General features: G+C 68.7%; 13 protein-coding genes. 9 read left to right on the plus strand and 4 right to left on the minus strand.

Annotated elements, in window-relative coordinates; all coding sequences use genetic code 11:
* Positions 1 to 10: 10 nt before the first annotated feature.
* Positions 11 to 898 carry a LysR family transcriptional regulator gene (locus LOZ83_RS30480; RefSeq protein ID WP_236795190.1) on the minus strand — a complete coding sequence of 296 codons (888 nt, stop codon included), beginning with the start codon at positions 896 to 898 and terminating at the stop codon, positions 11 to 13.
* A gap of 131 nt (positions 899 to 1,029) precedes the next feature.
* Between LOZ83_RS30480 and LOZ83_RS30485 the strand changes: the two genes are divergently transcribed.
* The 8 genes from LOZ83_RS30485 to LOZ83_RS30520 all read left to right on the plus strand — a co-directional run bounded on the left by LOZ83_RS30485 (position 1,030) and on the right by LOZ83_RS30520 (position 9,200).
* Positions 1,030 to 2,475 (plus strand): amidohydrolase family protein, encoded by a 1,446-nt coding sequence (locus LOZ83_RS30485; RefSeq protein WP_236795191.1) that lies wholly within the window; start codon positions 1,030 to 1,032, stop codon positions 2,473 to 2,475.
* Positions 2,472 to 3,416 carry a fumarylacetoacetate hydrolase family protein gene (locus tag LOZ83_RS30490; protein WP_236795192.1) on the plus strand — a complete coding sequence of 315 codons (945 nt, stop codon included), beginning with the start codon at positions 2,472 to 2,474 and terminating at the stop codon, positions 3,414 to 3,416. Before LOZ83_RS30485 ends, LOZ83_RS30490 begins: the two co-directional genes overlap by 4 nt.
* Before the next feature lie 37 nt (positions 3,417 to 3,453).
* Positions 3,454 to 4,227 carry a cyclase family protein gene (locus LOZ83_RS30495; RefSeq protein WP_236795193.1) on the plus strand — a complete coding sequence of 258 codons (774 nt, stop codon included), beginning with the start codon at positions 3,454 to 3,456 and terminating at the stop codon, positions 4,225 to 4,227.
* 132 nt (positions 4,228 to 4,359) lie between these two features.
* Positions 4,360 to 5,889, plus strand: a complete 1,530-nt coding sequence (locus LOZ83_RS30500; RefSeq protein WP_236795194.1) for a Re/Si-specific NAD(P)(+) transhydrogenase subunit alpha — start codon at positions 4,360 to 4,362, stop codon at positions 5,887 to 5,889.
* A gap of 14 nt (positions 5,890 to 5,903) precedes the next feature.
* Positions 5,904 to 7,331 carry a Re/Si-specific NAD(P)(+) transhydrogenase subunit beta gene (pntB, locus tag LOZ83_RS30505; protein WP_236795195.1) on the plus strand — a complete coding sequence of 476 codons (1,428 nt, stop codon included), beginning with the start codon at positions 5,904 to 5,906 and terminating at the stop codon, positions 7,329 to 7,331.
* Positions 7,332 to 7,364: 33 nt separating this feature from the next.
* Complete coding sequence (locus LOZ83_RS30510) at positions 7,365 to 8,060, plus strand: helix-turn-helix domain-containing protein (RefSeq protein ID WP_236795196.1); 696 nt, start codon at positions 7,365 to 7,367, stop codon at positions 8,058 to 8,060.
* On the plus strand, positions 8,047 to 8,481 hold the full coding sequence (locus LOZ83_RS30515; RefSeq protein WP_236795197.1) for an arsenate reductase ArsC: 435 nt from the start codon (positions 8,047 to 8,049) through the stop codon (positions 8,479 to 8,481). Before LOZ83_RS30510 ends, LOZ83_RS30515 begins: the two co-directional genes overlap by 14 nt.
* A gap of 11 nt (positions 8,482 to 8,492) precedes the next feature.
* Complete coding sequence (locus LOZ83_RS30520) at positions 8,493 to 9,200, plus strand: MIP/aquaporin family protein (protein WP_236795198.1); 708 nt, start codon at positions 8,493 to 8,495, stop codon at positions 9,198 to 9,200.
* On the opposite strand, the gene LOZ83_RS30525 is transcribed toward LOZ83_RS30520, so the two are convergent.
* The 3 genes from LOZ83_RS30525 to LOZ83_RS30535 are packed head-to-tail and all read right to left on the minus strand — an operon-like array spanning position 9,197 to position 12,982.
* Entirely contained in the window at positions 9,197 to 10,915 is a 1,719-nt protein-coding gene (locus LOZ83_RS30525) for an AMP-binding protein (RefSeq protein WP_236795199.1), read from the minus strand. The two genes, LOZ83_RS30520 and LOZ83_RS30525, sit on opposite strands and share 4 nt — an antisense overlap.
* A gap of 48 nt (positions 10,916 to 10,963) precedes the next feature.
* Positions 10,964 to 11,821 carry an enoyl-CoA hydratase/isomerase family protein gene (locus LOZ83_RS30530; protein WP_236795200.1) on the minus strand — a complete coding sequence of 286 codons (858 nt, stop codon included), beginning with the start codon at positions 11,819 to 11,821 and terminating at the stop codon, positions 10,964 to 10,966.
* Between the two features lie 6 nt (positions 11,822 to 11,827).
* Complete coding sequence (locus tag LOZ83_RS30535; protein WP_236795201.1) at positions 11,828 to 12,982, minus strand: MaoC family dehydratase N-terminal domain-containing protein; 1,155 nt, start codon at positions 12,980 to 12,982, stop codon at positions 11,828 to 11,830.
* 90 nt (positions 12,983 to 13,072) lie between these two features.
* Between LOZ83_RS30535 and LOZ83_RS30540 the strand changes: the two genes are divergently transcribed.
* The gene (locus LOZ83_RS30540) at positions 13,073 to 14,671 is read left to right on the plus strand and encodes a class I adenylate-forming enzyme family protein (protein WP_236795202.1); all 1,599 of its coding nucleotides are present in this window, start codon (positions 13,073 to 13,075) and stop codon (positions 14,669 to 14,671) included.
* The last annotated feature ends 1 nt before the right edge of the window (position 14,672 follow it).

Consider the following 14,672-nt stretch of genomic DNA (forward strand, 5'->3'; position numbering starts at 1 on the left):
ATCGAGCGGCTCAGCTGTCTCCGCGCGCCGAACTTGCGAGCCGCTCCATGGCTGCGCTCGCGTGGACCGCGCTCCGGAAGGCGGCGACGGTGTCCCGGCGCTCTCGTTTCCGGGACGCGATGGCCACGATGGCGTGGGGGCCATCGTCCAGGGGGAGGTAGCGGACCCCGGGGTGCGGGAAGAAGCGTGCCGCCGGCTCGCCGTGCAGGCTGAGGCAGCCGGTGGTCGCCACGGCGATCGGGATGTTGGCCGGGGAGCGCACCCCGACCCGGTTCCCGCGCGGGCCGTCGCCACTCCAGTCCGAAAGCCCGGGCTGGCCCACCAAGGCGATCAACGGATGATCGAAGACATCGGCATCGGTGAGGTGGTCGGCGTCGGCGAGTTCCGATTCCGCCGGGACGACCGCATAGCGCCCAGTGTCCATAACGGACTCCACGACGAGGTCATCGGCCCCGCCGACGTTGTGCACGATCGCGACGTCGACCTCACCGGTACGAACCGCGTCGTATTGGTTCACCCAGTCCAACTCGACGTAAGCGAGTTCCAGCTCCGGACGGTAGCGGGCCAGCACGGAACGCGTTACCGCCCAGCGGTCGGCGAGTCCGAAACCGAGCACACCGACCCGCAGCACCGGCTCGACGTGATCACCCTCGGCCGCCTCCATCAGGGAATCCAGCTGTGCCAGCACGCGGCGGGCCCGCGGCATGAACCGTTCGCCCGCGGCGGTGAGGGACACCCGGCGGCTGGTGCGCTCGAACAGCCTCGTACCGAGCTCGCGCTCCAGCTCCTGAATCCGGCGGCCGAACGGCTGGGCCGCGATGAAATGCGCACGCGCGGCGCGGCCGAAGTGCAATTCCTCGGCCAAGGTGAGGGCGTAGCGCAATGACCGGACGTCCATGTCCCAGCACCTCTTTCCGCGCCGCCGGATTGTAAGCGCACAGGCCCCTGTGATCGCAACCGATTCGGTTCATGACCGCGGCCCCGGTGCGGGCGATGCTTCCCGCAGCAACGACGCTGAGGAGGTCGACGATGAGCCCACATCGCATTCTGATCCGTAACGGCCAAGTCCTGACGATGGATCCCGAGCTCGGGGACTTTCCCACCGGGGACGTCCTGATCGAGGACGGCGCCATCACCGCCGTGGCCGCGTCCCTTCCGGTGACCGACGCCGAGATCATCGACGCGACCGGGCAACTCGTCCTGCCGGGCCTGATCGACACGCATCGCCACACGTGGCAGTCCCTGGTGCGCGGGATCTGCGGCGACTGGACGCTCGGCGACTACTACTTCGGCATCCGCCTTGGCATTTCGCCCGCCTACACGCCGGACGACGTCCGCCTCGGCAACCTGTTCGGAGCCGTGGACGCGCTCAACTCGGGGGTGACCACCCTGCTCGACTTCTCCCACTGCAACAACACCCCCGACCACTCGGACGCCGCGGTGCGTGGCCTGCAGGAGGCCGGGATCCGGGCCGCGTTCTGCTACGGCTTCTTCGAAAGTTCCCCCGAGCAGAGCCGATTCGGCGACCACGCGGCCCGCATCGCGGACTTCCACCGCATCGCCGACACCTATTTCGCCACCGACGGCCTGCTCACGATCGGGGTGTCACTGTCGGAACTGTTCGGCCTGCCCTGGGCGCACTCGGTCGCCGAACTCGACGCCGCCCGCGAACGGCACGCCCTGCTCGTCAACCACGCCGGATGTGTCTTCGGCAGCCGCCTCTGCACCGGGATCACCGAACTGGACGCGCTCGGCCTGCTCGGACCGGACATGGTCCACGTGCACTGCACGACGTTCGGCGACGCCGAATGGGATGCCCTCGCCCGCAGCGGCGCCAAGGTGTCCATCTCGGTCGAGACCGAGATGAACATGGGATTCGGCCGCCCGGTCTTCGAACGCTGCCGCCGGCACGGGCTCGCCCCGACCCTGTCCGCCGACGTGATTTCGCTCAACAGCGGCGATCTGTGGCACCAGCTGCGGTTCGGTCTCGCGTGCGCCCGCGCGGATGCCGCGGACCCCGTCAATTTCGCCGGAGCGATGCCGGACACCGTCCGGGTCACCGCGCGTGAGGCGCTGGGCTGGAGCACCGTCAATGCCGCCGACGCGCTCGGGCTCGGTGACCGGATCGGCTCGCTGACACCCGGCAAGCGCGCCGACCTGATGCTGGTGGGCGGCCCCGCGATCGAGCAGCACCCCAGGGTCGACCCGTACGCGACGCTCGTTTTCCAGACCACGGCCGCGGATGTGCGGACCGTGTTCGTCAACGGACAGGTGGTCAAGCGCGACGGTGTGCTGACCGCGACGGACCTGACCACGATCACCGCCGATGCCGACGCCGCCGCGGAGCGCATCCTCGGCCGGGTACGCGACGCGGGCCGTGCGCTCCCCGGAACACCGCCGGGTGCCTGGGCCGCGGTCGAACCGATGGCACGGGAGTTCCACGAACAGGCCGTGCGGGCGGTGAAGAACCGATGAAATGGGTGACCTACGAGTCCGGCGCCGGCCGGCGCACCGGAATCCTCGACGGGGAGACGGTCCGAGGACTCCGGGCCGGAGTCAGCCTGTTGTCGCTTGTCGAGGCCGGTGACGACACCCTCGCCGAGGCGGGCGATTCCGCCCGCCTCGCTCCGGAAGAGGTGCGGCCGCTCGACGAAGTCCGGCTGCTCGCGCCACTCCCCCGTCCACCGTCGGTGCGGGACGGGCTGTGTTTCCTCGACCACTTGCGCGGCTGCTACCGCGCGCTCGGCCGCTCCGAGCAGCTGCACCCGGTCTGGTCGGAGATCCCGGCGTTCTACTTCACCAACGCCGGGTCCGTCGTCGGCCCGCACGACGACGTTCCGGTCGCGCCGGGCAGCCGCATGTTCGACCTCGAACTGGAGATCGGCGCGGTGATCGGGCGTGGCGGGAGCGACCTGTCTCCCGCCACCGCGGAACGGCACATCGTCGGCTACACCCTCTTCAACGACTGGACCGCACGCGACCACCAGGTCCGCGATCTGGCTCTGGGCATCGGGATGGGCAAGAGCAAGGACAGCGCGATCACGCTCGGCCCGGCGCTGGTCACCGTCGACGAACTCGAGGACCACCGCCGGGACGGGCGGCTCGCCATCGAACTGTCCGCCACGGTCAACGGCGAGGAGCTCACTCGCGGGAGCCTCGACCAAATGGACTGGACCTTTGGCGAACTCGCGGCTTTCGTCTCGCGTGGCACCGATCTCGCACCGGGTGACGTGATCGGCTCCGGCACCGTCCCCGGCGGTTGCCTGCTCGAACACGTCGATACCCCTGACATGGCGGACTTCGCGCGCTGGCTCCGGCCCGGCGACGTCGTCACCTTGCGCGGGCAAGGACTCGGTGAGACCCGGCAAATCGTCGTACCAGGAATAGACGTCATCCCACTGTCATCGGGATTCTGAACAGTTCGCCCATTCGTTGAGAAGAAAGAAGAAGCCGATGCGCAAGCTCGTGGACATTTCCGTGCCACTGCGGGCCGGGATCGCGTCCGACCCGCCGGGGCTCCGCCCGGAGATCGAGTACTACACCCACGCACAGACTGCCGCGGACCTGCTGGCGTTCTTCCCCGGCGCCACCGTCGACGACCTGCCGGACGGTGAAGGCTGGGCGCACGAATGGGTCCGCCTCACCACTCACAACGGCACGCATCTCGACGCGCCGTATCACTACTCGGCCACAATGGACGGCGGCGCACGGGCGATCACCATCGACGAGGTACCGCTGGAATGGTGCCTGCAGCCGGCGGTCAAACTCGATTTCCGGCACTTCCCCGACGGCTATGTCGTGACCGCCGCCGACGTCCAAGCCGAACTCGACCGCATCGGTCACGAGCTTTCCCCGCTGGAGATCGTCGTCGTCAACACCGCCGCCGGTGCCCGCTACGGCGAGGACGACTACGTGTCCTCCGGCTGCGGTGTGGGCCGTGAGGCGACCCTCTACCTCCTCGAACGCGGTGTCCGCCTCACCGGCACCGACGGGTGGAGCTGGGACCCGCCGTTCGTGCACACCGCCAAACGCTACGCGGCCGAGGGCGACCCTTCGATCATCTGGGAAGGCCACCGGGCCGGCCGCGAGATCGGCTACTGCCACCTCGAGAAGCTGCACGACCTGGAACAACTTCCCGACCAGGGCTTCCAGATCGCCTGTTTCCCGGTCAAGGTGCACGCCGCTTCCGCGGGCTGGACCCGGGCCGTCGCGATCATCGAGTCGTGACGTACGCCACCCGCCGCCGCCGGCGACTGCGGCATGATGTGGAATCGGACAGGTGATGCCGGCGTTTCACAAGATAGTTACTGCGGAGGCCTGGGCTGACCTGGGCTCCTCTATGAAAGAGGTTCGGTCCAGGTGCGCATCGGAGTGACACGCGAAACCAAACCAGGAGAAACCCGGGTCGCCGCGACGCCGGCGACGGTGGGTCAGCTCATCCGCCTCGGCTACGACGTCACCGTCGAGGCGGGAGCCGGCGCCGCCGCCAGCTTCTCCGACGAGGCGTATACCGAGGCCGGGGCCGCCATCGGCGCGCCGGACGACGCGTGGACCGCCGACGTGGTGCTTCGCGTCAACGGACCCGCCATCGAAGAGGTCGGCCGGCTCAAGCCGGACACCACGATCGTCAGTCTCCTCGCCCCCGCCCAGAATCCGGAGCTGCTCGCCGCGCTGGCGGAAAGCGGCGTGACCGCGCTCGCGATGGACGCCGTGCCCCGGATTTCCCGGGCGCAGTCGCTCGACGTGCTCTCCAGCATGGCCAATATCGCCGGGTACCGCGCCGTGATCGAGGCCGCGCACCGCTTCGGCCGGTTCTTCACCGGGCAGGTGACCGCGGCCGGGAAGGTGCCGCCGGCGAAGGTGCTGGTCGCCGGCGCCGGGGTGGCCGGGCTGGCCGCGATCGGCGCCGCGTCGTCGCTGGGGGCGATCGTGCGGGCCACCGACCCGCGTCCGGAGGTGGCCGATCAGGTCAAGTCGCTGGGCGGGGAGTACCTAGCCGTTGACGTGGCGCAGGAAGCGTCCACGGACGGCTACGCGAAGGCCACCTCGGAGGATTACGACAAGCGGGCCGCGGAGATCTACCGGGAGCAGGCCGCCGACGTCGACATCGTCATCACCACCGCGCTGATCCCGGGCCGCCCGGCGCCCCGGCTGCTGACCGCGGACGACGTCGCCGTGATGAAGCCCGGTTCGGTCATCGTGGACATGGCCGCCGCGATGGGCGGCAACGTCGCCGGGACCGTCGCGGACGAGGTCGTGACCACCGCCAACGGGGTCACGATCATCGGGTACACCGATCTGCCGGGCCGCTTGCCGGCACAGTCCTCGCAGTTGTACGGCACCAACGTGGTCAACCTCCTCAAGCTGCTGACGCCGGAAAAGAACGGTCAGCTCACGCTCGACTTCGAGGACGTGGTGCAGCGCAACCTGACCGTCGCGCGCGCGGGCGAACTACTGTGGCCGCCACCGCCGGTGCAGGTCTCGGCCGCGCCCGCCGCGACCAAAACCGTCGAGGTGAAGCCGAAGGAAGAGAAGAAAGCGCTTTCAGCGACGGCCAAGTTCAGCTTGGTCGGCTTGGGCGCGGCGGCGTTGTTCCTGATCAACGCGTTCGCGCCGGCCCCGTTGCCGCAGCATTTCACGGTGCTCACGCTGGCCGTGGTGATCGGCTACTACGTGATCGGGAACGTGCACCACGCGCTGCACACGCCGCTGATGTCGGTCACCAACGCCATTTCCGGGGTCATCGTCGTCGGTGCGATCCTGCAGGTCGGCATGGCCGACAGCGCGATCCGGAGCCTCTCGACCGTGGCCATCCTGCTCGCCAGCATCAACGTCATCGGCGGTTTCGCCGTGACGCGCCGGATGCTGTCCATGTTCCGCAAGAGCTGACAGGAGACAGGACAGTGTCCACCACCGCCATCGCGACCGCGGCGTATCTGGTCGCCTCCTTGCTGTTCATCCTGAGCCTCGCCGGACTGTCCAAACACGAGACAGCGCGGCAAGGCCTCGCCTACGGCATCGCCGGCATGGTCATCGCGCTGGCGGCGACCATCGGGCTGGTGGCCGCCCCGCCGTCGGGGCAGGGGCCTGGGATCGGGATCGTGCTGCTGATCGTCGCCGTCGCCGCGGGTGGCGGCATCGGACTGTGGCGCGCCCGGGTCGTGGAAATGACCGGCATGCCGCAGCTGATCGCGCTGCTGCACTCGTTCGTCGGGCTGGCCGCCGTGCTGGTCGGCTGGAACGGCTATCTCGAAGTCGAAGGCGGCTCATCCGCCGAGTTCACCGGTAGCCTGCTCGGGATCCACCACGCCGAGGTGTTCATCGGCATCTTCATCGGCGGGGTCACCTTCACCGGCTCGATCGTCGCCAACCTGAAGCTCTCGGCACGGATCAAGTCGGCGCCATTGATGTTGCCGGGCAAGAACATTCTCAACCTCGGGGCACTCGCGCTGTTCGTGGCGCTGACGGTGTGGTTCGTCATCTCCCCCGCGCTGTGGCTGCTGATCGCGGTCACCGTGCTGGCGCTGGCTTTGGGCTGGCACCTGGTCGCCTCCATCGGCGGCGGGGACATGCCGGTCGTCGTCTCGATGCTCAACAGCTATTCCGGCTGGGCGGCCGCCGCGTCGGGCTTCCTGCTCAACATGGACGTCCTGATCGTCACCGGCGCGCTCGTCGGTTCCTCCGGTGCTTACCTGTCGTACATCATGTGCAAGGCGATGAACCGCTCGTTCATCTCGGTCATCGCGGGCGGCTTCGGCATCGAGGCGAAGGCCCAGGACGACACCGATTACGGCGAACACCGGGAAATCTCCGCGGAAAACGCCGCCGATCTGCTCGCCGGCGCGTCCTCGGTGGTGATCACCCCCGGCTACGGCATGGCGGTCGCACAGGCGCAGTACCCGGTCGCGGAGCTGACCCGGAGCCTGCGTGAGCGCGGGATCGACGTCCGCTTCGGCATCCACCCGGTCGCGGGACGCCTGCCCGGTCACATGAACGTGCTGCTGGCCGAGGCGAAGGTGCCGTACGACATCGTGCTGGAAATGGACGAGATCAACGACGACCTCGCCAGTACCGACGTCGTACTGGTGATCGGGGCGAACGACACCGTGAACCCGGCCGCGTCGGAGGACCCCAGCAGCCCGATCGCCGGCATGCCGGTGCTGCGGGTGTGGGAAGCCGCCAACGTCATCGTGTTCAAACGGTCGATGGCCGCCGGGTACGCGGGCGTGCAGAACCCGTTGTTCTTCCGGGAAAACACCCAGATGCTCTTCGGCGACGCCAAGACCAAGGTCGACGAGATCGTGACAGCGCTCGCCCGGGTTCCCGCTTGAGGTAACGCACACCGCTCAACTATCATTGAGTCAATGAATGCTGAGTGGTCTTCGTCGGTGCGGGAGCGGGCCGCGGTGCACGCCGCCCTGGGTGAGCCTGCCCGGTTGGCGATCGTGGACCGGCTCGTGCTGGGCGACGCGTCGCCCACCGAGCTCGGCCGCGAGCTGGGCCTGCCCAGCAACCTGCTGGCCCATCACCTGAAGCTGCTGGAACAGGCCGGTCTGATCGAACGGTCCCGCTCCGAAGGCGATCACCGGCGGACGTATCTGCGCCTGCGCCCCCGGTCCCTGACCGGCCTGATGCCGGTCGGATTGTGGACCGCGCCGCGGGTGGTGTTCGTGTGCACGCACAATTCGGCCCGGTCCCAGTTGGCCGCCGCGCTCTGGGCGCGCCAGAGCCCGGTGCCGGTGGCCTCGGCGGGCACTCACCCGGCCGCCCGCGTGCATCCCCGCGCGGTGGTTGTCGCGCGTACCCGCGGCCTGTCGCTGGCGCGGGCGCGCACAGCGCGGGTCGACGAGGTCGTGCACGACGGTGATCTCGTGGTCGCGGTGTGCGACAACGCCCACGAGGAACTCGGGTCCGGTGACCGGCTGCACTGGTCGGTGCCCGATCCCGCCCGCGCCGACACCGACGACGCCTTCGAACGGGCATTCACCGACCTCGCCGACCGGATCGACCGCTTGGCGCCCGCCGTCCACCTCCCCGGAGAACACCATGACGGACACTGAGTCCTCGCACGAAGGCGAACCGGCGGTGCTGTTCCTGTGCGTGCACAACGCCGGGCGTTCCCAGATGGCACTCGGGTTCTTCCGGCAGCTGGCCGGCGGCCAGGCGGTGGCCTGGTCCGGCGGCTCCGAACCCGGCCACGAGATCAACCCGTCCGCGGTGAGCGCGATGGCCGAGCGCGGCATCGACATCACCGGCGAGTTCCCGAAGCCGTGGACCGACGAGATCGTCCGGGCGGCCGATGTCGTGATCACGATGGGCTGTGGGGATTCCTGCCCGGTGTTCCCCGGCAAACGGTACCTGGACTGGGAACTGGACGACCCGGCCGGCAAGAGCGTGGCGGACGTCCGCCCGATCCGGGACGAGATCGAACGCCGGGTCCGGGCGCTACTCGCCGACCTCGGCGTGCGCGCTGTCGCGTGAGGGGAGCGTTGATGGTGCACCCGTTGTCCCGCAAGCTGGCGGCAGAGTATCTGGGCAGCCTGCTGTTGGCCGCGCTGGTGATCGGGTCCGGAATCGCCGCGCAGCGGCTCTCACCCGGCGACACCGGGCTGCAGCTGATGGAGAACGCGGCAGCGACGGCGGCCGGCCTGTTCGCGATCATCCTGATCTTCGGCCCGGTCAGCGGTGCCCACTTCAATCCGGTCGTGTCGTTTGTGGACGCAGCGCTCGGCGGCCTCCCGTGGCGGCACGCGCTGGCTTATCTGCCGGTGCAGGTCGCCGGCTGTGTCAGCGGCGCTGTGCTGGCGAACCTGATGTTCTCCACCACCGCGGTCAGCATCAGTACCACGCACCGGGCCACAGTCGCACATGGACTGTCCGAAGTGGTCGCCACCGTCGGCCTGGTCCTGGTGATCTTCTCGTTGACCCGCTCCGGCCGCGCCGACAAAGCCCCGGCCGCGGTCGGGGCCTATATCGGGGCGGCGTACTGGTTCACCAGTTCCACCAGCTTCGCCAATCCCGCCATCACCGTCGGCCGGATGTTCAGCGACAGCTTCGCCGGGATCGCCCCGGCGTCGGCTCCCCTGTTCATCACCGCACAGGTAGTGGGCGGCGGATTGGCGCTGCTGCTGGTACGCACGCTCTACCCGGCCACGGTCGCTCGCCAGGCCGCCGTGGTCCCGCGTGAGACTGTGACCTAATTCGGCTGAACAGCGGCAGTCGCGCCGCGACGGTCGGCCACGCTGACGACGAGACCGAGGGCTTCGAAGTCGTAGGTCTCGGGGCCGTTGACCGGGCGCTCGCGGAGTTGTTTCTTCAGCGCCTTTCCCGAATGGTTGCGCGGCACCTCGTCGACGAATTCCACATAGCGCGGAATCCCGAAATAAGGGAGGCGCTCCTTGAAGAACTGGAACAGTTCCGCGGGTTCCAGCCGGGAACCGTCGCCGAGGACGATCCACGCTTTCACGTCGTCCTCGCCGATCGGTGACGGCACCGCGTGCACGGCCACGTCGGCGATGGCCGGGTGCCGGACGATGGCCAGCTCCAGTTCGTACGCGGACAGGTTTTCGCCGCGACGGCGCAAAACGTCCATCGTTCGCCCGCAGAAGGTCAGGTACCCATTGTCGTCGATGACGCCGAGATCGCCCGTGTGATGCCACTGATTGCGGAATGTCTCGATCGTGTCGTGCGGCTTGTTCCAATAACCGCTGAACATGACGTTGGGGCAGTTCGGGCGCACCACGATCTGACCGACTTTACCGGGCGGCAGTTCGATGTCGTCGGCGTCGACGATACGCACTTCGGTCCACGGCGGGGTCATTTCCTTCGGTCCCTGGTGCAGACCGGACGCGTCCTCCACGGCGCCGGGCGGCAGCGCGACGCCGATGTTGAAACATTCGGTCTGGCCATAACCGAGTCCGCCCACCTCGGCGCCGAACCGCGCCGTGAACTCGTGTTGCTTGGCGGGTTCGAGTGGGGCGTAAGAGCCTTGGCGGAGTCGGTGGGCGCGATCCGCCGGGCCGGCCGGGGTGGCCAGGATGGCGTTGGCCATCGCCCCGGTCCCCATGGTGACCGTCGCGCCCGAATCGATCAGTCGCTGCACGAAACCCGACGCCGAGAACCGGGCGTCGAGAAAGACCGGTATCCCCGCGATGAGCGGCGCGAGCAGGCCACACGCCAGGCCGGCGAGGTGGTACAGCGGCATCGTCGAGTACACGACGTCGTCCGAACGTAGATTCCCCATCAGCTCGATCGCGAAAGTCTCCCCGACATGGACGAGATATCCGTGCGGGGCAATGCATCCCTTCGGCATTCCGGTCGTTCCCGAGGTGTACAGAAGCGCGCCGACGTCATGCGGCGTGGGCGGCGCCGGAAGCGGCTCGGTCCGCCGCGCCCCGCGCACGACCGAGAAGTCCACCACCCGCCGCTCCCCCACATCGGCCCGCGCGCCGTCGTCGACCGTGACGACGACGCGCACCCCGGGCAGCCGCCCCAGGATCGGCAGCAGCGTCTCCAGCCCCTCCGCGTCGACGATGACGACCTCCGCACCGCTGTCGTCGATCTGGTACTGCAGGAAATCGTGCTTCAGGAAGGTGTTGAGCGGGACGACGACCGCGCCGAGCCGGGCACAACCGAAGAACGCCTCGACCGTCTCGACTCGGTTGGGGACCAGCAGGGCGACCCGATCTCCAGGCTGGACACCAAGTTCGGCAAGCCCAGCCGCCACGGCGTCCGCGCCCGCCGCCAGTTCGGCGAACGTGCGACGGTCGTCGCCGCACCGCAGGTACTGCCGATCCGGTTGGGCGGCGGCCTGTTCGGCCAGGAAATCGATCACCGTGGCGCTGAGGCGCCGGGACGGCCGGCTCGGTATGGTGCGCAGGCCGGCGTGGGAAACTGGGACGCTGGAGTCATTCATGACCGATGCCTCTTCATGAGGTCCCGCCTCGTTGCGGGACGACCTGGGCTACTGCGGACTGGGCCTTTTCGACTGCGGCTGGGTGTTCGCGCGCGCCACCGCGGCTTCCACGGCAGCCTTGAAATCGGGGCTTCCCAGGGTAATACGCTGGTTATCCCATTCCAACTGGAGTTGCTCGGCGAGCGAGCGGTGCGCGACCGCCCGCAGCGCCCGCACGGTCGCGCGGACACCAGCGGGCGGCAGGGCGGCGAGCCGCTGGGCGTATTCGAGCGCGGCAGGCAGCACCTCGTCCGCGGGCAGGACACGGTGCACCAGACCGATCTTCAGCGCCTCGTCGGCGGTGACCTTGCGATCGCTGAGCAGCAGGTCGGTCGCCGCGGCCAGGCCCACCACGTTCGGCAACGTGATGCTGAGGCCCAGCTCCGGACCGGCCCCGAGGCTGATGAAACCGGACCGGAACCGCGCGGTCTCGGCGGCGAACCTCATGTCGTGCAGCAGCGCGATCGACAGTCCCGCGGCCGCCGCCGATCCGTTGATGGCGGCGATCATGGGCTTTTCCAGCTGCAGGAAGGCAAGCACCCACCGGCCGAGCCCGAGCCGGTCGAACCGGCGGGTGCCGGGAGAGAACACCCGCAGCCCTTTCTCGCCCGCGAAGGCGGGATCAGCGAGCATCTCGTCGGCCGACCGATCCGCGTGCTCGCCGAGGTTGCCGAACTCCGCCGACGCGCACCACATCGGTCCGGTCGCGGTCGTGATGACTGCCCGCACCGAGTCGTCGTTGTCGAGTTCCTGTGCCGCACCAAGGAAATCGGCGAGCAGGCTGCCACCCACCGTGTTGCGCTGCTCCGCCCGGTTGATCGTCAGCACGGCCACGCCGCCGTCCCGCTCGATTTCGAGGTCGCTCATGAGTGCCTACACGGTCTGGGTGCGACGAGGCAGCACGACGCGAGCGGTACCGCGCGCGGACTCCTCACCGTCCTGGTTGACCGCCCGCAACGTCAGCCTGACGAGCCCGGTCGCCGGGTCGGCCGAGGTGACCGTGCCGTCGCACGTGACGAGTTCGCCGATGACGTTGTGCCGCCGTACCTGGACGTCCAGGTGCTGCAGGAAGCCGTCGTCGCCCATCCAGTCGGTCACGACGTGACCCATCCAGGACACCCGCTCCGGACCGTAGTCGTAGGCGCCGGGCACACCGACCCGCCGCGCCAGATCCGGATCCCAGTGCACGCGTTCGGGCGGTTCCGGCACGCCCCACTCGTTGGGGATGCCCAGCGCCGGGTGCCGCCGGAAGAGGTCGAACGCGTCGCCGTGGGCACGGACATAGAGCCCGCCCCAGCCGAGCAGGAAAGCGATCGCGGTGGTGGCGGTGTACGGGCCCTTCGTGATCGGCGGAACGGCGTCGCCGGGCGTGACGTCCTCGACGTATCGTGGCGTCGCGCCCCGGCGCCGGGCCTCCTCGTCGGCGTAGCGCTGTGCGATCTCTTCCATCTGCTCACTGGTCCAGACCACTCGGATGGGCTTGTACTTCCCGCGCTCGCGCGCGGCGTCCCGCTCCAGCCGGAAGCAATAGGAATGGCCGGTACACACGAGATTGCCTTCGGTGTCGTGGAAAGGCACCCGGTAGATCTGCTGGAGCGACCGGCCGGCGAAACGACTGGGCCGTTCGACCAACTCGAGCAGGCGCGCGTCACCGGTCAGTGAGTCACCGGCCCGCAGTGGGCGTTCGAAGTCGAAAGTGGCGCCGGCGTACATCGCGTGAATACCCGGCAACCCCGTGACGTACCCGCTGAAGACCTTGTCCATCGCCAGCAACGCCGTCGGCGGCGCCAGCTGCACGCGGCCGCGCCGGGCCGCGTGATCGGGATCGTTCCACAACGGATTCCGGTCACCGATCCCGTACGCGTAATGCCGGATCGCGTCAGGGGTCAATGTGGTGACGTGCGGCCGGTCGCTGCGGATCGGGCGGCCGATCATGTCCCGCAGCGCCGCCACCTCCGCGTCGTCGATCTGCGGGAAGTCGCGCTCCTGCGTCGCGACGTGACCGGACTGCGGCTCCATTGCTGCCATCCCTGCTTCTCCCATCGCTGCACCACCGTTAGTTCATACAGTACCAGCTATACTAACGGAGTCAACGTGCCACTCGATGAGGGAGCCGGAATGACAACCGACCGTGGCTGGGGCGCCGACGTCGCACACAGCGAGGTACACGGCCACCCGTGCCGGGTGTATCGCGACCGTCGCCGAACGATCGTCGCCGTCCTGGACCAGATCCAGCGCTGGCCGGACCGGACGTTCATCGTGCACGGCGATCGGCACGTCACCTTCGGCGAGTTCGCCCGGTTGACCCGCGCGGTCGCGGATCGCCTGGCGTCGTGCGGGGTCAGCCGTGGGGACCGGGTCGCCATCTATGCCGCCAACAGTCCTGAGTGGGCGGCCACTTTCTTCGCGGTGCTGAAGCTGGGCGGCATTGTCGTGCCCTGCAACGGATGGTGGTCGGCCGAGGAGCTGGCGCACGCCTGCGCGACGTGTGGGCCGGCCTTCCTCGTCGCGGACGAGCGGCATTTGCGACGTGTTCCGGCCGGACTGAGCACGATCCCGATCGAATGGCTCAGCACGCCCGCCGAAGACCTGGCTCCGTCCATTTGGGACGATCCGGAGGTGGATGAGGACGCGCCGGCCGTGATCCTGTTCACCGCTGGGACGACGAACTTCCCGAAGGGAGCGGTGCTGTCGCATCGCGCTCTCGTGGCGAACCTGCAGACCCTGTTGATCGTGTCGAACAAGCTGCCGCACCAGATCGGCGACGACAACCCGGCGAGCGTGACCCTGGTCGGCCTGCCGCTGTTTCATATCGGCGCCATTCAGTTGATCCTGGTGCCGCTCATGACCGGCAGCCGGATCGTGTTCCTCGAAGGCCGTTTCGAAGCGTCGGCCGTCTTGCGGCTCGTCGAGCACGAGGGGGTCACGATGTTCTCCGGCGTTCCCACGATGATGGAACGGCTGCTAGCGCACGGGGATTTGGGCCATCGCGATGTGCGTTCGTTGCGCACGGTCGTGCTGGGTGGTTCACCGGTCGATGACGGGCTGCTCGCCCGGGTGGCCGCCGCGTTTCCCAGTACGACACGGGGAGTCGGGCAAACGTATGGACTCACCGAGGCGGGCGGGGTCGTGAGTACCGGGGTCGGCGCAGACATCCGTACCCACCCGGGCTCGTCGGGGCGGCTCGCGCCGGTGGTGGAGGTTCGTGTCAAGGATCCCGACAGCTCGGGCACCGGCGAGATCCTGGTCCGGTCACCGGCCTGTATGGACGGTTACTGGGGACTTCCGGATGACACCACGATCGACGACGATGGCTGGGTCGCCACCGGGGACCTCGGCCGCGTCGACGCCGAGCGTTTCTTGTACGTCACCGGTCGCATCAAGGATGTGATCATCCGTGGCGGGGAAAACATCAGCGCCGGCCGGGTGGAAGCGGTTCTGCGTGAGTACCCCGGTGTCGCCGAGGTCGCGGTGGTGGGCCTCGAAGACGCCGATCTCGGCGAAGTCGTCGGCGCGGTGGTGGTCGCGTCGTCACCTGCGCCCAAGACCGGCGAGTTGACGGCGTTCGCGGCGGAGCGGCTCGGACACTTCGAAGTACCGGCGCGCTGGTGGCTGCGCACTGAGCCCTTGCCCACCAACGCCGCGGGCAAGGTCCTCAAGCGCGAACTCGTCGCCGGTTGGCCACCTGAGGCCCAGTCCGCGGTGCCCTCGCGGTAGG

This window comes from Amycolatopsis sp. GM8 (assembly GCF_021653975.1).
Taxonomy (GTDB): domain Bacteria; phylum Actinomycetota; class Actinomycetes; order Mycobacteriales; family Pseudonocardiaceae; genus Amycolatopsis_E.

Excerpts from the sequence above, each read along its gene's own strand:
- LOZ83_RS30480 (WP_236795190.1), bottom strand. The coding sequence starts at position 898 with ATGGACGTCCGGTCATTGCGCTACGCCCTCACCTTGGCCGAGGAATTG.
- LOZ83_RS30515 (WP_236795197.1), top strand. The coding sequence starts at position 8,047 with ATGACGGACACTGAGTCCTCGCACGAAGGCGAACCGGCGGTGCTGTTC.
- LOZ83_RS30490 (WP_236795192.1), top strand. The coding sequence starts at position 2,472 with ATGAAATGGGTGACCTACGAGTCCGGCGCCGGCCGGCGCACCGGAATC.
- LOZ83_RS30535 (WP_236795201.1), bottom strand. The coding sequence starts at position 12,982 with ATGGCAGCAATGGAGCCGCAGTCCGGTCACGTCGCGACGCAGGAGCGC.
- LOZ83_RS30525 (WP_236795199.1), bottom strand. The coding sequence starts at position 10,915 with ATGAATGACTCCAGCGTCCCAGTTTCCCACGCCGGCCTGCGCACCATA.
- LOZ83_RS30520 (WP_236795198.1), top strand. The coding sequence starts at position 8,493 with ATGGTGCACCCGTTGTCCCGCAAGCTGGCGGCAGAGTATCTGGGCAGC.
- LOZ83_RS30510 (WP_236795196.1), top strand. The coding sequence starts at position 7,365 with ATGAATGCTGAGTGGTCTTCGTCGGTGCGGGAGCGGGCCGCGGTGCAC.
- LOZ83_RS30540 (WP_236795202.1), top strand. The coding sequence starts at position 13,073 with ATGACAACCGACCGTGGCTGGGGCGCCGACGTCGCACACAGCGAGGTA.
- LOZ83_RS30485 (WP_236795191.1), top strand. The coding sequence starts at position 1,030 with ATGAGCCCACATCGCATTCTGATCCGTAACGGCCAAGTCCTGACGATG.
- LOZ83_RS30495 (WP_236795193.1), top strand. The coding sequence starts at position 3,454 with ATGCGCAAGCTCGTGGACATTTCCGTGCCACTGCGGGCCGGGATCGCG.
- LOZ83_RS30530 (WP_236795200.1), bottom strand. The coding sequence starts at position 11,821 with ATGAGCGACCTCGAAATCGAGCGGGACGGCGGCGTGGCCGTGCTGACG.